The following is a 15,545-nucleotide window of genomic DNA, read 5'->3' as shown; positions in this document are numbered from 1 at the left end:
CTTTCGCCGGCCTAACCCTTCTGGCCGATCCTGCTTTCCGTGCCTGCGATCAGGCGCTTGATATTGGCCTCGTGTTTCCACCACGATATCGCCGTCATGATGGCCATGACGAGCGCGACCCTCGGTTCATTTATGAACCACAACACAACCGGAATGACAAGCGTTGCAACCAGCGCGGATAGCGAGGAATATTTGCTGATTTTTGCAGTCGACAGCCAGACGGCTGCGAAGACCAGAACCATCCATGGTGCGACGCCCAGCAAGGTACCGATATAGGTCGCGACACCCTTGCCGCCCTTGAAACCGAGCCAGACCGGATAGAGGTGGCCCAGGAAGGCTGCAAAACCGGCAAGCGTGCCGGCATCCTTGCCGAAAAAGGCGTACGCGATCACAGCCGCTGCGGTCGCCTTCAGGGCATCAAGAAGCAGAGTTGCAGCAGCCAGCTTCTTGTTGCCGGTGCGCAGAACATTGGTTGCACCGATATTGCCGGAGCCGATCGAGCGGATATCACCGAGACCGGCTGCACGGGTCAGCAGCAGGCCGAAAGGGATGGAGCCGAGCAGGTAGCCGAAGGCAAGCGCGCCGAGTGCGACGCCCCAGATGATCTGCCAGTTGAAGAGTTCGCTCACGCCTTGTCTCCCTTAAAGCGCATGCACGCAGCGGCCAGCAACATAGGTGGCAACCACCCGGCCGCTGAAACGGGCATCATCAAACGGTGTATTCTTCGAACGCGACAGCAGCATGTCCTTCGACAGCAGCCACGGCTCTTCCAGATCGATCAGCGCGATATCGGCCTTGGCACCGGGTTTCAGCGTGCCGGCATCGAGACCAAAAATATGGGCGGGGCGGGTCGACATGGCATCGATAAGCCGCATCAGCGGAACCTGGCCTGCATGATGCAAGCGAAGAGCCGCGGCCAGCATGGTTTCAAGGCCGACCGCGCCGTCTTCGGCATCGGCAAACGGCAGGCGTTTGGTGTCGACATCCTGCGGATCATGCGAGGAAACGATGATGTCGATCGTGCCGTCTGCCAGTGCGTCGACCATGGAGACGCGGTCGTCTTCGGTGCGCAGCGGCGGCCACAGCTTGAAGAAGGTGCGATACTCGCCGATGTCGTTTTCGTTGAGCGTCAGGTTGTTGATGGACATGCCGCAGGTGACATTGGCGCCGCGGTCGCGCGCAACACGCATGGCGGCCGCCGATTCCGGCACGGAGATCTGGGCGGCATGATATTTGCCGCTCGTCAGTCCGGCGATGCGAAGGTCACGCTCGAGCGGGATCAGTTCGGCTTCCTTCGGCACACCGGAGAGGCCGAGCCAGCTTGCCAGCAGACCTTCGTTCATGACGCCGTTGCCGAGATATTTTTCGCGCGCTTCCAGCGAAATGACCGCATCGAATTCGCGCGCATAGGTGAGCGCGCGGCGCAGGAGCAGTGAGTCCGACAGACCGTGATGGCCATCGGTGAAGGCGACCGCGCCAGCCTGGGTGAGAAGACCGAGTTCGGTCATCTCCTTGCCGGCCATGCCTTTGGTGAGGGCTGCGGCCGGATGCACGTTGACGATCGCATTGTCGCGTGCCGTTTTCAGCACGAATTCGACCAGAGCGATATCGTCAATGACGGGATCGGTGTCTGGCATCATGATGAAAGAGGTGACGCCGCCGGCAGCCGCCGCACGGGAGGCGGACTCGATCGTCTCGCGATGTTCCGCACCGGGTTCGCCGACATGCACGCGGGCATCAACGAGGCCGGGCGTGGCGACAAGGCCCTTGCCGTCGCGCACCGTGGCGCCATCCGGGCGCCCCTGGTTGCGCGCATCTGCGCCGGCAGCCAGAATGCGGCCGTCAATATCAACGATGATCGTGCCGGTTTCATCCAGTTTGCGCGACGGATCGATGATCCGGACGTTTTCGATGACGAGCGGTTTGTCGAGAACGGGGGCGGTCATGCGCGTTCTCCGTTGTTCTGGGAAAGAAGCAGGGTTTCCATTACGGCCATGCGCACGGCAACGCCCATTTCCACCTGTTGTTCGATGACGCTCTGCGGACCATCGGCGACATCCGAAGAAATTTCGACACCGCGGTTCATCGGGCCGGGGTGCATGACGAGTGCATCTTCCTTGGCCGCCTTCAGCTTTTCGGCATCGAGGCCGTAGAAGCGGAAATATTCGCGCACCGAAGGCACAAAGGCACCGGCCATGCGCTCCCGCTGCAGGCGCAGCATCATGACGACGTCGGCGTCCTTCAGGCCTTCTTCCATCGAGTGGAAGACTTCCGCACCCATTTCAGCAATACCGGAAGGCAGCAGCGTAGAGGGTGCCACGACCCGGACGCGGGCGCCCATGGCGTTGAGCAGAAGAATGTTGGAACGGGCGACGCGCGAATGCAAAACGTCACCGCAGATGGCAACGATGATGCGCGAAAGTTTGCCCTTGGCGCGGCGGATCGTCAGCGCATCGAGCAAGGCTTGTGTCGGGTGCTCGTGCTGGCCATCGCCAGCGTTGACCACCGAGCAGGCAACCTTCTGGGCAAGCAGTGCTGCCGCACCGGCGGACGAGTGGCGCAACACCAGCACATCGGGGCGCATGGCATTCAGCGTCATCGCCGTATCGATCAGCGTTTCGCCTTTCTTCACCGACGAATTGCCGACCGACATGTTCATGACGTCGGCGCCGAGGCGTTTGCCGGCCAGTTCGAACGAGGATTGCGTCCGCGTCGAGGCTTCGAAAAAGAGATTGATCTGGGTCAGGCCGCGCAGTGTGGACGTCTTCTTTTCCCGCTGGCGGGAAATCTTCACGGCCTCATCGGCCTTGTCGAGAAGAATGGTGATGTCCTGTTCGGTAAGGCCCTTGATGCCAAGCAGATGGCGGTGGGGAAAGAAGACCACGTAAACGTCCTCCGTGTCAGTCACGCGGTCTATAAAGAGTGGGGGCGGGGGCTGCAAGCGGCAGCAGCGGTTATCTACGGCTTGTTTGCTAGGATCGCGTGGCGGTCGCGGCCTTTTTAAAAGACGTTCGTGATCTCAACCGCAGCTTCAACGACGCGATAAAGAATGACAGCGCGGCTTTCGAAGGAACCATGCGAATGCCGTCACCAAGTCTGCGCGAGCGACGCCGCCGGAAGGAGCGTTGCCGATACTTTTGCAGCGCGCCATCAACTGATCGATCAATCGCTGAGCGATGGAAAAGCTCCGGCAGGCTTCGAGCACGTAAAGATTGCTTCGATGTCGTCTCTTGCCGTCGGCCTGTGGTCCAACTGGTAGACGCTTCGTGGCGCTTAACCCCGGTGGCGGGTATAGAGGTTCTCGATGTGGTTGCGCATCTCGGTACTACTCAAGCTCAGAGGTGGATCATCCAGCGAAGCACCCACTTGCTCCCGAACTGCATCGAGGCGGCATCATGTGCTGCTTCATCGCGCAAAAGCGCATCAATCGCGGCGCGCACGACATCGCCTGCCGATCGGTATTGACCCGGGTCAATCCGGTGTTCGATGGCTTCGATCGTTGCTTGCGGTCGTTCGATGCTGAGTTTCCCGAGGCTCATGAAATATCTCCGGCAATGTCGCGCAATTTAAGATTAGGGCAGCGATTCCGCAAATACTAGCGGTTGAGTGCCGGCCGTTCCCGGCTTTTTGTCTGAAAGCCGAAAATCGCTTGGCGAGGCCGTTCCCACGCAATGTAACTTCCGCTAGAACCGCCTCATGATTGACATGTCGCGCGACGAAGAAAAAAACTCAGAACTGAATCAGCCTGGCCTCTGGAGCGGGATCAATGCCTATCGCTCCGATCCGCTGATTGTTGACCTGACGGCCGGTCTCAACCGCAGCCTGCGGGAAGAGTATGACGCGCTCGGCCGTTACGTCACGTCGCCGGAAGCGCAGGATCTGGCGCGCATGGCCAATGAAAGCCCGCCGAAGCTGCGAACTCATGGGCCGCGTGGTGAACGTCTCGATCAGGTAGAGTTTCACCCGGCGTGGCACGCGCTCATGCGGCGTTCGATGGCGAGCGGTTTGCATTCTTCCTTGTGGGAGAGCGTACCTGAGACGCGGGGCTCATCACATCGTGCCCGCGCCGCGCGCTTTTATCTGACCTCGCAGCTCGAATGCGGTCATCTTTGCCCGCTTACCATGACCAGTGCATCGATCGCTGCGATAATGGCGTCGCCGCGCGTTCAGAAGGAATGGGCGCCGAGAATCCTGTCACGCAAGTACGATTCATCGAGCAAGCCGGCATTGCAGAAAAGCGCCGTTACCATCGGCATGGGCATGACCGAGAAACATGCCGGCACTGACGTGCGCGCAATCCGCTCGTCGGCGGAGCGCGTGGGAGAAGGCGTGTTTCGCCTGTCCGGTCACAAATGGTTCATGTCAGCCCCGATGAGTGATGCCTTCGTCATGCTGGCGCAGACCCGCGACGGCATGGGATGTTTTCTCGTTCCGAGACTTCTGGAGGACGGATCGGCCAATGGCCTGCGTTTCCAACGACTGAAGGACAAGATCGGCAACCGCTCCAACGCCTCTTCCGAAGTCGAATTTACCGATGCCTTCGGTTATCTGCTGGGGGATCCGGGCGCGGGTATCCGCACCATCCTGGATATGGTCACCTTGACCCGTCTCGACTGCGCGCTCGCTTCTGCCGGTATCATGCGTGCGTCGCTGGCCGAGGCCGTGCACAATTGTCGCGGCCGAAGTGCCTTCGGCAAGAACCTCATCGATCAACCGTTGATGACGCGTGTGCTTGCAGACATGGCGCTTGATGTCGCCGCTGCGACCTCGCTTGCATATCGTCTGGCGGAAGCTTTTGATAAGGCAGGGACCTCGCCTGCCGATGCCGCCTATGCCCGCGTCATGACGCCGGTTATCAAATACTGGAACTGCAAAATCGCTCCCTCGGTCATTTATGAGGCAATGGAATGCCTTGGGGGCAATGGCTATATCGAGGAAAGACCGATCGCCCGTCATTACCGGGAGGCTCCCGTCAACGCGATATGGGAAGGCTCCGGCAACGTGATGGCGCTCGACGTTCTGCGCGTCCTGTCGCGTGGCCGTGATCTGTTCGATACGGTCATCAGCGGTTTTGAACGTGATCTCGGCCCTTCCGGCAAAAAGACCGTGGAGGTGCTGCGTGCCGCCATGGCGTTGGCCGAGCGCGACGAAGGAGCCGCGCGTCTGCTGATCGAGCAACTGGCGCTGGCAGCCGGTGCTGCCGAACTGGCGCGGCTTGGTGCCGGCAAGATCGTCGATGCATTTGTGGAAACGCGTCTCGCCGGCGGCTGGCGCTCCACTTACGGCATGCTCGATGCCCGATTCGACGCCTCCTACATCGTCGACCTGCTTTATCCGGCAGCCAGCTGACGCCTGAATATCCGATGTTTCCACAGCCTGTAGGCCGCCGTTAACCATATTGCGGGGTTTTCGTTGCGGTTGGGCGTCCGCGCACTAAGTTGGGGTTAACGAAAAATTAACCATCGTGTCAGGGACTGGCCTCGTTATGGGAACAACTTATTTCCATAAGACTTTGCTAATCTCAGCGGTCGCGTTTTTCGCGGTCCTTGCTCTGGATATCGCGGTTCCGGCCGCGGTTTTGAGTGGCATGGCATTGCTACGGTGGGTGGTGTCGTTGGAAATTGGTCCGACGACAATGGCAAGGGGGGCCGCATGAAGTGGTTTCTGATTCTATGGGCAGGCCCCGTCCTGCTCCTGGGGGCGTGGTACGGCCTGTCCTACTACGACATCAGCTTTGGCTTCTTCATGCTGACGCGCCAGACGCATGATCTGGTCTTTCAGGTTTACAGCCAGATACTGGGTATTCCCGCGGAAGATCTTCCGCCGCTGGTTGCGCGTGCGATCGCCGTCGACAGCCTGATCGTTTTGGCCATCATCGCTTACCGCAAGCGCAAGGCTATTGCGGCCTGGTGGAACGGCCGTCAGTCTCCCGAAGCTGCCCTGGCGAGTGACAAGAGCCTGTCGAGCGCGCCCTGAAGAATGAAACTTGCCGCGGCCGAATCAATGCGTTCGGCCCGCTTGGCGCGTGAGACATCCATTTCGAGAAGTGCACGTTCTGCGGCAACCGTCGATAGTCGCTCATCCCAGTATACGAAGGGCAGGGTGGTCTTGTCAGCCATGGAGCGTACAAAGGCGCGGGTCGCCTGCACGCGCGGCCCGGCCGAACCGTCCATGTTCACCGGCAAGCCGATGACGAAGGCCGCGACCTTTTCCTTTTCCGCGAACGCCAGCAGTACCTCGGCATCCTGCGTGAACTTCACCCGCTTTATGACGGGGCGCGGCGAGGCGAAACGGCGCCCGAGATCCGACATGGCAAGGCCGATCGTCTTGGTGCCGAGATCCAGCCCGGCGATCGCCTGATTGGGCGAAAGCTGATCTGCCAGTTCCTCGATTGTCAGCGTTGCCATATCTATTTTCCCGTTCAGCTTTAATTATTCAGCTTTTCTTGCGGACGAATTCGGTGCGCAGCACCAGTCCCTTGATCGTATCATGCCGGCAATCGATTTCCTCCGGGTTATCGGTGAGGCGGATCGAGCGGATGACCGTGCCCTGTTTCAACGTTTGGCCGGCACCCTTGACCTTGAGATCTTTGATCAGTGTGACGGAATCGCCGTCGGCCAGAACATTGCCGGCCGCATCGTGCACGGCATTCTGCGCGGCAGCCTTGGCTGCCACTTCAGAGGCGGGCAGCCATTCGCCGGTCGCTTCGTCATAAACATACTCGTCGTCATTACCGGCCATGATGGCCTCCTTACGTGATGAAAAATGAAGAATTTCCCGCAGTCTATTGAGATTGCAGCAGTTTGGGTCGCTTACCCTACGTCGCGCCAGCTTGCAACCAAGCGGCCTTTTTCTTGCCACCGCAGGTCTGTCGCATTGCCGGCGTAATGGCATACAAGCGTCTCTGCGATGTTGTCACCGCGTCGATCCGCCTTATATTCCCGCCCTCACATTCCAAGGAGTTACCCATGAAGCTCACCTGGCTCGGCCACGCCGCTTTCCGCCTAGAAACGGCCAAGGCGAAAATTCTCATCGATCCGTTCCTCACTCACAATCCCAACTTTCAGGGTTTGGACCTGAAGGATGCGACCGAAGGCGTGACGCAGATCCTGCTCACACATGGTCACGCGGATCATGTCGGTGACACGATTGCACTTGCCAAGGAAACGGGTGCGACGGTGTTCTGCAACGCCGATCTCGGGGACTGGCTGAGCAAGCGTGGCGTTGAAAAGCTTGAACTGGCCGGTACGGGCGGCACGGTTTCGTTCGACGGTTTCACCGTGACGCTGACGAATGCGCTTCACTCCTCGGCGGAAGTGACTGAGGACGGCATTGCTCATTCGCTTGGTAGTGCCAATGGCCTGATGCTCCACCTCGAGGATGAGCCTTCGATCCTGCACATGGGCGATACCGACATCTTTTCCGACATGGGCCTGATCAACGAACTGCACGCGCCGGATATCGGTATCGTGCCGGTCGGTGATCGTTTCACCATGGGCGGCGCGGTGGCTGCACTCGCCTGCCAGCGCTTCTTCGATTTCAAGCATGCCATTCCCTGCCATTACGGCACGTTCGGTCTGCTCGATCAGACGCCGGAAAAGTTCGTGAAGGGCATGGAAGGCATGAAGACCAATGTCGAAGTGCCAAAACCCGGTACGACGCTCAGCTTCGACTGAGTTTTCCAGATAAAGCTGCCATGCCGGTCGGTCCGGCATGGCATGTTCACAAAGCCCTGATGATCAGGCCATCTGCGGTTCGACACGAACGACGGGTGCGCTGACCTGCGGCGCGGACGTGCCTGCTGGAGCCTTTTCTGCGAACTGGCCGACCGCTTCCACGCGGCGCGTCAGACGCGGATAAAGCGAGAAGATGTGCAGGAAAAAGCCGGCAGTCGACGGCACCATCTTTTCCTGCGCCTCGAAAGCTGCAGGGTTCATCTGCGAGTTCAGCTTGGCGCTGCCGCAGGCGAGCATCTGTAGTGCTGTGCGCGAGGCCTGCAGGTTGTTCGAGACGATATAGCCGATGCGGTCGCAGGTCAGCTCACGTCCACGCGAATAGGCCTGTGCAAGCAACGGCATCATATAGGCGGGCAGGCGCATGAGGCCAGGGAGCGTGTCGAGATGACCGGCAACATGGTGACCAAGCTCATGACCGATCACGAACTTGACCTGTTCTTCATCGTCTGCGTCGATCAACTGCGAGGTCAGCCAGATATAACGGGTACGCCCGACCAGGGTCAGCGCCATGGCATTCATCACGCCGCTGGAATTGTAGACGAAAGCCTGCGGTGCGTCCTTGAGGCCGATAGCCTGCGCGCCTTCCTGCACCATCTTGTGTAGATGCGGGAACTGCTGTTCGCTGACCATCACGTAATGGCCGATCATGTAGGCGCGGAGCAGGGCACGGGCAACGAAGCTCGAAAACCAGAACATTGCGATATAGGATGCGAACCCAAAGAGGATCATGGGATCGTCATTCATCGCAACGTAAGCGACGCCCGCCGCCAGACCTGCCCATACCAACGTCCCAATCACCAGCATCAACGTTCCGTAGAACTTTTCCTTGGGGTGGCGAACCGTAGAAATCTTGAAATCCATGTAATACCCATCCTGAATTAAAGAATTTTTCCCAGTATTCCGGGGTTAATCATTCGTTAACGGGAAAGTGAACGGTAGATTCCGCAATCGCGAAGAAAATTTGCAAATGTCAAAGTTCGGCCCCGGCAAAAGTGAGGAGAACGCCTGATCAGGGGATTTGCGGTGCCACTCCAAGCTTAGGCAGTTGCGAAGGGCGGACATGGCCATTATAGCGGGGGAACTTCTTATTCCCTCGGAGAATGCCATGTCCGTCGATCTTGCCACCGTCAAGCGGGTTGCCCGCCTTGCTCGTCTCGCTGTCAGCGAAGAGGAGGCCAATCGTATGGTTGGTGAGTTGAACGGTATCATCGATTTCGTCGAGCAGCTTTCGGAAGTCGATGTGACCGGCATCGAGCCGATGACGTCGGTCACACCGATGGAGATGCGCAAGCGTCAGGACGCTGTGACCGATGGCGACAAGGCTGACGACATCGTGGCCAATGCGCCGGAAACCGATCGCAATTTCTTCCTGGTGCCGAAGGTCGTCGAATAAGCGCGAAAGCCGCGCATTCCGTCCCTTTGCCCTGTTAGCTAAAAGCATCCGAAAGTCGCAATCATGACCGAACTCACCAGCCTGACCATTGCCGAAGCCCGCGACAAGCTGACGTCGAAGGCGATCACTGCCGTTGAACTGACCGAAGCCTATCTCGGCGCAATCGACGCTGCCAACGCCACGATCAACGCTTACATCACTGTGACGCCGGACAAGGCGCGCGCCATGGCGAAGGCCTCCGACGAGCGTATCGCAAGCGGCAAGGCTGGTGCGCTGGAAGGTATTCCGCTTGGCATCAAGGACCTGTTCGCCACCGAAGGTGTGCACACCCAGGCCTGCTCCCACATTCTCGACGGTTTTCAGCCCAAGTACGAATCAACCGTCACCCAGAACCTCTGGGACGATGGCGCCGTCATGCTCGGCAAGCTGAACATGGACGAGTTCGCGATGGGTTCCTCCAACGAAACATCGTATTACGGCCCGGTCATCAACCCGTGGAAGGCTGAAGGTTCGAACCAGCAGCTTGTTCCGGGTGGTTCCTCCGGCGGTTCGGCCGCAGCCGTTGCCGCGCATCTGTGCGCCGGTGCCACCGCCACCGATACCGGCGGTTCGATCCGCCAGCCTGCCGCCTTCACCGGCACCGTCGGCATCAAGCCGACCTATGGCCGCTGCTCGCGTTGGGGTACGGTTGCCTTCGCATCCTCGCTCGATCAGGCCGGCCCGATCGCCCGTGACGTGCGCGATGCCGCCATCCTCCTGAAGTCGATGGCCTCGGTCGATGCCAAGGACACGACCTCGGTCGATCTTCCGATCCCGGATTACGAAGCCGCGCTCGGCCAGTCGGTCAAGGGCATGAAGATCGGCATTCCGAAGGAATACCGTGTCGACGGCATGCCGGAAGACATTGAAAAGCTGTGGCAGAAGGGCATTGCCTACCTGAAGGATGCCGGCGCGGAAATCGTCGACATCACCCTGCCGCACACCAAATACGCGCTGCCGGCCTATTACATCGTCGCTCCCGCCGAAGCCTCGTCCAACCTTGCCCGTTATGACGGCGTTCGTTACGGCCTGCGCGTGGATGGCAAGGATATTGCCGACATGTATGAAAAGACCCGCGCTGCCGGTTTTGGCACCGAGGTCAAGCGCCGCATCATGATCGGCACCTATGTTCTGTCGGCCGGTTATTACGACGCCTATTACCTGCAGGCACAGAAGGTGCGCACGCTGATCAAGCGCGATTTCGAACTGGCCTTCCATGCCGGTGTCGACGCGATCCTGACGCCGGCCACGCCGTCTTCGGCTTTCGGCATCGCCGACGAGGCGCTGGCTGCCGATCCGGTCGCCATGTACCTCAACGACATTTTCACCGTGACGGTGAACATGGCCGGTCTGCCGGGCGTCGCTGTTCCGGCCGGTCTCGACGCCAAGGGGCTGCCGCTCGGTCTGCAGCTGATCGGCAAGCCGTTCGAGGAAGAAACGCTGTTCCGTACCGCCCACGTCATCGAACAGGCAGCCGGCAAGTTCACGCCGGCCAAGTGGTGGTAAGCGCGCTCAAAATTCGAGACATGACAATCGCCGATCACCCTGTGGTCGGCGAAGTCGGTTTTGCGGCTTGGAAATCCAGCGACGCGTTTGATCCAGCTTATGCCAATGCCGAGGTGATCGAGCGCGTGCGGCATGACTTTGCGATATTTCCGCAAATGACGACGGGCGATGTGCATCTTGCCGTGCTCGAAGGTGCGATCGTCGGCTGGACGGCGCGGGACAATGATCGCGATTACGTTTCCGATGTCTGGGTTCATCCGGATTGTCAGGGCAGAGGTATCGGCCGGACGCTCGTCCTCCATATCCTTGATGTCATTGCCGCCGAAGGACATCCGCTGGCGCGGATCTCCACGCATGCCAGCAATTCCACCGCGATAAGGCTTTACGAGCGCTGCGGTTTTGAAATCGTCTGGCGGGGCATCGAGTTTTCCAAGAGCATGAATGTGGACCTTGAAAAGGTTCGTATGGAGAAGCGATTGGTGTAACGCCTGCAAATCGGAGGAGGGTTTATGGCATCGGAAACGGCGACATTGGTTGAAGCTTTCGATCGTCTTGCGACGGTCGGTTTTGTAATGGGAGCCGAATGGGAAACCGTCCACGATCTCTGCCAGGCGCATGAGGGCGAGCCGGATTTCGATTGGGGGCATGCGCTCTGCCATCGTATCGAAGGCGATGAGTGGAATGCCGGTTACTGGTATCGACGGGCGGGCAAGGCGGTTGCGGGTGGTTCGTTTGCAGAGGAATGGGCGGGGATGAGAGCAATTTTATCCGCGTGAAAAGCCGGCCCAACAGGGCCGGCCGCGCTGCCTACCGGTTATCCTGCTCGGCTCTCACCAGCGCCAATCCTCTTTCCGTGATGCGATAGGGCTTGCCGCCCTCTGAGCGGATCGCCTTTTTCTGTTTCAGCTTTCGAAAGGTCGGCAGGTCGAGCCGTGAAAATGTCCAGCCTTCGCGGGTGATGAGCTGCAGTTTCTCGATCTTGCGATCGTCGTCGCGGGTGATCTCGATCCGGCCGCCCTGGGCGAGCAGGTGGAGGATGCGCTGTTCGGCGCGGGAAATGTCCATGATCTGATGTCCGGAAAATGCCTCTGGAAAGGCATGCAAAAACGTGACCGGCGTCTGGAGACGTCGGGGGGTTTCGTTTTTGTCTGGGCCGGCGGCGCTTGGCGGGCCGGCCCCTTACCGGGTCTCTTTCGAGAACATCAAAACTCCATTGGTTATGACGATATTTTTATGAGGTTTTCCACTGCCGTCAAGGGCGGTTGCCAATCGTCAAGCCAGGTTGTGCTGGTCAAACGGGTATCGCGGTGGTCTACTCGGCTGTGTAGCAGGGGCCGCCATGATCAGCATTCGCAATGCGCGTGACGACGAGACAGCAATCTTGAGGGAAATCGGTGTGCGAGCCTGGGAGCAGGCTGTCGCGCCGATTGGCGCCACCGCAGAGATGCGCGCCAATGCCGAAATCGCCTTCGAAAATTTTACCCGATCATCCTGGCTGACAATCACCGTTGCCGAGCTTGATGGCGCGGTGGCCGGCTGGGCTTCTCGTGAAGGGCTGGACGACACCATCACCGATTTCTGGGTTCATCCTGCCTTTCAGCGTCAGGGTGTCGGGACCGCGTTGCTAGCCGAGATCGAGGATGAAATTGTGCGGCAGGGATTTGTCGTGGCACGGCTTGAGACCCACGCCCGTAATACAGATGCCGTCGGATTTTTTGAAAAGAACGGTTATGCCATCAACTGGTTGTCCGTCGCTTATGCGCCAAAACTGGATCAGGACGTGCAATCGGTCGGCCTGTCGAAACAGTTGGCAGTGGAAGAGCCGGCGACCTATGGGCCAAATTTTTAGCGGAGGCCTAGCGCCTCAAGTGCTGCCATGGTCGTTCCGGCCGGAGCGGCAAGCCAGAATATGCCGATGACTATATGAAACGCGACGATCGTCATCAGGATCGAGCGAAACGGCTCTTTGCGGGTCTTGTGCCGTAGCGTCTGCTGGGCCGTGACCGCACCGAGACTGCCGCCGAACAGGGCCACTGTCAGCAGAGTGTTTTCGCTCACGCGCCATTCGCCGTCTCTCGCGGCCTGCTTGTCCCACCAGTAGACGCAGAAGACCACCACGTTGAAGAGAAGGTAGATCAGGAAGAGGGTGAGGGGCTGTCCGAGTTGCATTTTTTCACAATGGCCGCCGCCGGTTAAGTTTCTATCCCATTCTTACCGGCTGTTTTGGTTCCATAGTGGGCCATGTGCTTGCACCGCCGCGTCAATTGCTCTACCTCCAGAGACTATCTCAGAGACCAATTGACGAGCATCAGATGACCCTAGTCGACGTCCGTACCCCCGATCCGAAACGCTTCATTCCCGGCGCCACCGGCGATTGGGAAGTGATCATCGGCATGGAGGTGCATGCGCAGGTCCTGTCGAATTCGAAATTGTTCTCCGGCGCCTCGACCGAATTCGGCAAGCCGGCCAATGCCAACGTCTCGCTCGTCGATGCCGCCATGCCGGGCATGCTGCCGGTCATCAACGAGGAATGCGTGCGCCAGGCCGTGCGTACCGGTCTCGGTTTGAAGGCGCAGATCAACAAGCGCTCGATCTTTGACCGCAAGAACTATTTCTACCCCGACCTGCCGCAGGGCTATCAGATCTCGCAGTTCAAGGATCCGATCGTCGGCGAAGGCCAGATCGTCATCTCACTCGGCCCTGACCGTCAGGGTCAGTTCGAGGATATCGAGATCGGCATCGAACGCCTGCATCTGGAACAGGACGCCGGCAAGTCGATGCATGACCAGCATCCGACCATGTCCTTCGTCGACCTCAACCGTTCCGGCGTGGCACTGATGGAAATCGTCTCCAAGCCCGACATGCGGTCTTCCGACGAAGCCAAGGCCTATATGACCAAGCTGCGCTCGATCGTGCGTTACCTCGGCACATGCGACGGCAACATGGACGAAGGTTCGATGCGCGCCGACGTCAACGTGTCGGTTCGCCGCCCGGGCGAAGGCTTTGGCACGCGCTGCGAAATCAAGAACGTCAACTCCATCCGCTTCATTGGTCAGGCGATCGAATATGAAGCACGCCGCCAGATCGGCATTCTTGAAGATGGTGGCTCGATCGATCAGGAAACCCGCTTGTTCGATCCGGGCAAGGGCGAAACGCGGTCGATGCGCTCCAAGGAAGATGCGCATGACTACCGTTATTTCCCCGATCCGGATCTGCTGCCGCTGGAATTCGACGATGCCTTCATCGAGGCGATGCGTGCCGATCTGACCGAACTGCCGGACGACAAGAAGGCCCGTTTCGTTGCTGAACTCGGCCTGTCGATCTACGACGCCTCGGTTCTGGTCTCGGAAAAGGCGATTGCTGATTATTTCGAAGCCGTGGCCGAAGGTCGTGATGGCAAGATTGCCGCCAACTGGGTTATCAACGACCTGCTGGGTGCCTTGAACAAACTGGGCAAAGACATTGAAGAGACTCCGGTTTCTCCGGCCCAGCTCGGTGGCATCATCGACCTGATCAAGGCCGAAACAATCTCCGGCAAGATCGCGAAGGATCTTTTTGAAATCGTACTGACCGAAGGTGGTGATCCGGCGGAAATCGTCGAGACCCGCGGCATGAAGCAGGTCACCGACACCGGTGCCATCGAAAAGGCCGTGGACGAAATCATCGCCGCCAACCCGGATCAGGTTGAGAAGGTGAAGGCGAAGCCGACGCTGGCCGGCTGGTTCGTCGGTCAGGTGATGAAGTCCACCGGCGGCAAGGCCAACCCGCAGGCCGTGCAGGCGCTGGTCAAGGCAAAGCTCGGCATCGAGGACGAGTAGGCCTGATGGTCTATTTTGTCCGAACTGCCGGCCCCAAAGACGTCGATCAGGTGCACAAGCTCCTGATCGAAACGTTTCATTCCACCTACGACGGCATCTACGGCGCCGAGACGGTGGAAAAGCTTCTGCAGTCGTGGAACTCGCCCGCCGCCATCACGGAACGCATCGGCCGCAAGGGCGGTGAATATGTCGTGGCCGACAGCGGCCGCGACATTGGCGGCATGGGTTTTGCCGCCCCCTATGCCAAGATGGACAAGACGGTGATGCTGCACCAGCTCTACGTCAAGCCGTCGGCGCAGGGCGATGGCGTCGGCCGCGATATCTTTGCCGAACTCGAAACCTGCTTTCCCGATGCGGAAATCATGCGTGTCGAGGTGGCCCTCCAGAACGAACGCGCCATATCCTTCTACAGCCGGCTCGGTTTTGTCGAAGTCGATCGTATGGAGGAGTTCGGTGGGCCGAATTCCGGTCTGCCGGCAGTGGTGATGGAAAAGCGGTTGCCGCAATAGGGTTTGCGCAGACCGCTGATGAGGGAGGAAACTGCCATGGGCGAAACGGACCTGATCATCCGCAGGGCGCGCGAAACCGATCTGACGGACATCATTGCGATGTTTGCGGCCGACGAGAAGGGCGGTCATGGCGATACGACCGATCCGGATGCCTTCGAGGATTACCTGAAGGCCTTTTACGTTATCGACGCTTCCCAGAACGAAAACCTGTTTGTTGCCGAACTCGGCGGCGAGGTGGTCGGCACGTTCGAACTGCTGTTCACCCGCACGCTGACCGGTCGCGGCTCGCTGACCATGATTCTGGAAGCTGTTCAGACGCGGCCCGACATGCGCGGTCGCGGCATCGGCAAGGCCATGGTCGAATATGCCGTGGAAGAGGCGCGCCGTCGCGATTGCCGCATGGCGCAGTTGACCAGCAATGTCACCCGCACCGATGCCCATCGCTTTTATGAACGTCACGGTTTCGAAAAGAGCCATGCCGGCTTCAAGATGAAGCTGAAATAGAAGTGATGGCAGTTTGGAATCTCTGGACATAAGCGGTCCG

At 59.2% G+C, this 15,545-nt stretch carries 20 protein-coding genes; 11 read left to right on the top strand and 9 right to left on the bottom strand.

Annotated elements, in window-relative coordinates; translation table 11 throughout:
* Positions 1-11: 11 nt before the first annotated feature.
* The 4 genes from plsY to GAO09_RS19800 form a co-directional block, all read right to left on the bottom strand.
* Positions 12-629 (bottom strand): glycerol-3-phosphate 1-O-acyltransferase PlsY, encoded by a 618-nt coding sequence (gene plsY, locus GAO09_RS19815; protein ID WP_324185215.1) that lies wholly within the window; start codon positions 627-629, stop codon positions 12-14.
* A 12-nt stretch (positions 630-641) separates the two neighbouring features.
* Entirely contained in the window at positions 642-1,946 is a 1,305-nt protein-coding gene (locus tag GAO09_RS19810; RefSeq protein WP_153356383.1) for a dihydroorotase, read from the bottom strand.
* Positions 1,943-2,884 (bottom strand): aspartate carbamoyltransferase catalytic subunit, encoded by a 942-nt coding sequence (locus tag GAO09_RS19805; protein ID WP_324185214.1) that lies wholly within the window; start codon positions 2,882-2,884, stop codon positions 1,943-1,945. Before GAO09_RS19805 ends, GAO09_RS19810 begins: the two co-directional genes overlap by 4 nt.
* Before the next feature lie 451 nt (positions 2,885-3,335).
* A complete protein-coding gene (locus GAO09_RS19800; RefSeq protein ID WP_153356378.1) occupies positions 3,336-3,539 on the bottom strand; it encodes a hypothetical protein in 204 nt (67 codons plus the stop codon).
* Positions 3,540-3,696: 157 nt separating this feature from the next.
* Here GAO09_RS19800 and GAO09_RS19795 point away from each other — a divergent pair, with 157 nt between their 5' ends.
* Entirely contained in the window at positions 3,697-5,349 is a 1,653-nt protein-coding gene (locus GAO09_RS19795; protein ID WP_153356375.1) for an acyl-CoA dehydrogenase family protein, read from the top strand.
* 303 nt (positions 5,350-5,652) lie between these two features.
* The gene (locus GAO09_RS19790) at positions 5,653-5,976 is read left to right on the top strand and encodes a DUF6105 family protein (protein ID WP_153356372.1); all 324 of its coding nucleotides are present in this window, start codon (positions 5,653-5,655) and stop codon (positions 5,974-5,976) included.
* Here GAO09_RS19790 and ruvX read toward each other — a convergent pair.
* Together ruvX and GAO09_RS19780 are read right to left on the bottom strand one after the other, a co-directional pair.
* Positions 5,922-6,407 carry a Holliday junction resolvase RuvX gene (gene ruvX, locus GAO09_RS19785; RefSeq protein WP_153356370.1) on the bottom strand — a complete coding sequence of 162 codons (486 nt, stop codon included), beginning with the start codon at positions 6,405-6,407 and terminating at the stop codon, positions 5,922-5,924. The two genes, GAO09_RS19790 and ruvX, sit on opposite strands and share 55 nt — an antisense overlap.
* A 28-nt stretch (positions 6,408-6,435) precedes the next feature.
* Positions 6,436-6,741, bottom strand: coding sequence for an alkylphosphonate utilization protein (locus tag GAO09_RS19780; RefSeq protein WP_153356367.1), 306 nt, complete (start codon positions 6,739-6,741; stop codon positions 6,436-6,438).
* 227 nt (positions 6,742-6,968) lie between these two features.
* Here GAO09_RS19780 and GAO09_RS19775 point away from each other — a divergent pair, with 227 nt between their 5' ends.
* The gene (locus tag GAO09_RS19775; RefSeq protein WP_153356362.1) at positions 6,969-7,676 is read left to right on the top strand and encodes a metal-dependent hydrolase; all 708 of its coding nucleotides are present in this window, start codon (positions 6,969-6,971) and stop codon (positions 7,674-7,676) included.
* A gap of 63 nt (positions 7,677-7,739) precedes the next feature.
* Here the strand turns inward: GAO09_RS19775 and GAO09_RS19770 are convergent, their stop codons facing one another.
* Positions 7,740-8,597, bottom strand: coding sequence for a M48 family metallopeptidase (locus GAO09_RS19770; RefSeq protein WP_153356359.1), 858 nt, complete (start codon positions 8,595-8,597; stop codon positions 7,740-7,742).
* A gap of 244 nt (positions 8,598-8,841) precedes the next feature.
* Here GAO09_RS19770 and gatC point away from each other — a divergent pair, with 244 nt between their 5' ends.
* From gatC to GAO09_RS19750, 4 genes are all read left to right on the top strand, one after another.
* Entirely contained in the window at positions 8,842-9,129 is a 288-nt protein-coding gene (gatC, locus tag GAO09_RS19765) for an Asp-tRNA(Asn)/Glu-tRNA(Gln) amidotransferase subunit GatC (protein WP_153356356.1), read from the top strand.
* 63 nt (positions 9,130-9,192) lie between these two features.
* Positions 9,193-10,674: an Asp-tRNA(Asn)/Glu-tRNA(Gln) amidotransferase subunit GatA gene (gene gatA, locus GAO09_RS19760; protein WP_153356353.1), complete on the top strand. Its 1,482-nt coding sequence runs from the start codon at positions 9,193-9,195 to the stop codon at positions 10,672-10,674.
* 20 nt (positions 10,675-10,694) lie between these two features.
* A complete protein-coding gene (locus GAO09_RS19755; protein WP_153356350.1) occupies positions 10,695-11,159 on the top strand; it encodes a GNAT family N-acetyltransferase in 465 nt (154 codons plus the stop codon).
* A 24-nt stretch (positions 11,160-11,183) separates the two neighbouring features.
* Positions 11,184-11,450, top strand: a complete 267-nt coding sequence (locus GAO09_RS19750) for a hypothetical protein (protein WP_153356347.1) — start codon at positions 11,184-11,186, stop codon at positions 11,448-11,450.
* A 31-nt stretch (positions 11,451-11,481) separates the two neighbouring features.
* On the opposite strand, the gene GAO09_RS19745 is transcribed toward GAO09_RS19750, so the two are convergent.
* Positions 11,482-11,739 carry a YjhX family toxin gene (locus GAO09_RS19745; protein ID WP_153356345.1) on the bottom strand — a complete coding sequence of 86 codons (258 nt, stop codon included), beginning with the start codon at positions 11,737-11,739 and terminating at the stop codon, positions 11,482-11,484.
* A 274-nt stretch (positions 11,740-12,013) separates the two neighbouring features.
* On the opposite strand from GAO09_RS19745, the gene GAO09_RS19740 reads away from it, so the two are divergent.
* A complete protein-coding gene (locus GAO09_RS19740; protein WP_153356342.1) occupies positions 12,014-12,523 on the top strand; it encodes a GNAT family N-acetyltransferase in 510 nt (169 codons plus the stop codon).
* Here the strand turns inward: GAO09_RS19740 and GAO09_RS19735 are convergent.
* Positions 12,520-12,843 (bottom strand): DUF1294 domain-containing protein, encoded by a 324-nt coding sequence (locus GAO09_RS19735; protein WP_153356340.1) that lies wholly within the window; start codon positions 12,841-12,843, stop codon positions 12,520-12,522. The two genes, GAO09_RS19740 and GAO09_RS19735, sit on opposite strands and share 4 nt — an antisense overlap.
* Positions 12,844-12,986: 143 nt before the next feature.
* On the opposite strand from GAO09_RS19735, the gene gatB reads away from it, so the two are divergent.
* The 3 genes from gatB to GAO09_RS19720 are packed head-to-tail and all read left to right on the top strand — an operon-like array spanning position 12,987 to position 15,505.
* A complete protein-coding gene (gene gatB / locus GAO09_RS19730) occupies positions 12,987-14,492 on the top strand; it encodes an Asp-tRNA(Asn)/Glu-tRNA(Gln) amidotransferase subunit GatB (RefSeq protein WP_153356337.1) in 1,506 nt (501 codons plus the stop codon).
* A 5-nt stretch (positions 14,493-14,497) separates the two neighbouring features.
* Positions 14,498-15,001, top strand: coding sequence for a GNAT family N-acetyltransferase (locus tag GAO09_RS19725; protein ID WP_153356335.1), 504 nt, complete (start codon positions 14,498-14,500; stop codon positions 14,999-15,001).
* Between the two features lie 36 nt (positions 15,002-15,037).
* Positions 15,038-15,505: a GNAT family N-acetyltransferase gene (locus GAO09_RS19720; RefSeq protein WP_153356333.1), complete on the top strand. Its 468-nt coding sequence runs from the start codon at positions 15,038-15,040 to the stop codon at positions 15,503-15,505.
* The last annotated feature ends 40 nt before the right edge of the window (positions 15,506-15,545 follow it).

Source organism: Endobacterium cereale, from assembly GCF_009617585.1.
GTDB classification, from domain to species: Bacteria; Pseudomonadota; Alphaproteobacteria; order Rhizobiales; family Rhizobiaceae; genus Neorhizobium; species Neorhizobium cereale.
This window is presented reverse-complemented; position numbering and strand designations above follow the sequence as displayed.

Excerpts from the sequence above, each read along its gene's own strand:
- GAO09_RS19810 (WP_153356383.1), bottom strand. The coding sequence starts at position 1,946 with ATGACCGCCCCCGTTCTCGACAAACCGCTCGTCATCGAAAACGTCCGG.
- GAO09_RS19800 (WP_153356378.1), bottom strand. The coding sequence starts at position 3,539 with ATGAGCCTCGGGAAACTCAGCATCGAACGACCGCAAGCAACGATCGAA.
- GAO09_RS19795 (WP_153356375.1), top strand. The coding sequence starts at position 3,697 with ATGATTGACATGTCGCGCGACGAAGAAAAAAACTCAGAACTGAATCAG.
- GAO09_RS19790 (WP_153356372.1), top strand. The coding sequence starts at position 5,653 with ATGAAGTGGTTTCTGATTCTATGGGCAGGCCCCGTCCTGCTCCTGGGG.
- ruvX (WP_153356370.1), bottom strand. The coding sequence starts at position 6,407 with ATGGCAACGCTGACAATCGAGGAACTGGCAGATCAGCTTTCGCCCAAT.
- GAO09_RS19780 (WP_153356367.1), bottom strand. The coding sequence starts at position 6,741 with ATGGCCGGTAATGACGACGAGTATGTTTATGACGAAGCGACCGGCGAA.
- GAO09_RS19775 (WP_153356362.1), top strand. The coding sequence starts at position 6,969 with ATGAAGCTCACCTGGCTCGGCCACGCCGCTTTCCGCCTAGAAACGGCC.
- GAO09_RS19770 (WP_153356359.1), bottom strand. The coding sequence starts at position 8,597 with ATGGATTTCAAGATTTCTACGGTTCGCCACCCCAAGGAAAAGTTCTAC.
- gatC (WP_153356356.1), top strand. The coding sequence starts at position 8,842 with ATGTCCGTCGATCTTGCCACCGTCAAGCGGGTTGCCCGCCTTGCTCGT.
- gatA (WP_153356353.1), top strand. The coding sequence starts at position 9,193 with ATGACCGAACTCACCAGCCTGACCATTGCCGAAGCCCGCGACAAGCTG.
- GAO09_RS19755 (WP_153356350.1), top strand. The coding sequence starts at position 10,695 with ATGACAATCGCCGATCACCCTGTGGTCGGCGAAGTCGGTTTTGCGGCT.
- GAO09_RS19750 (WP_153356347.1), top strand. The coding sequence starts at position 11,184 with ATGGCATCGGAAACGGCGACATTGGTTGAAGCTTTCGATCGTCTTGCG.
- GAO09_RS19745 (WP_153356345.1), bottom strand. The coding sequence starts at position 11,739 with ATGGACATTTCCCGCGCCGAACAGCGCATCCTCCACCTGCTCGCCCAG.
- GAO09_RS19740 (WP_153356342.1), top strand. The coding sequence starts at position 12,014 with ATGATCAGCATTCGCAATGCGCGTGACGACGAGACAGCAATCTTGAGG.
- GAO09_RS19735 (WP_153356340.1), bottom strand. The coding sequence starts at position 12,843 with ATGCAACTCGGACAGCCCCTCACCCTCTTCCTGATCTACCTTCTCTTC.
- gatB (WP_153356337.1), top strand. The coding sequence starts at position 12,987 with ATGACCCTAGTCGACGTCCGTACCCCCGATCCGAAACGCTTCATTCCC.
- GAO09_RS19725 (WP_153356335.1), top strand. The coding sequence starts at position 14,498 with ATGGTCTATTTTGTCCGAACTGCCGGCCCCAAAGACGTCGATCAGGTG.
- GAO09_RS19720 (WP_153356333.1), top strand. The coding sequence starts at position 15,038 with ATGGGCGAAACGGACCTGATCATCCGCAGGGCGCGCGAAACCGATCTG.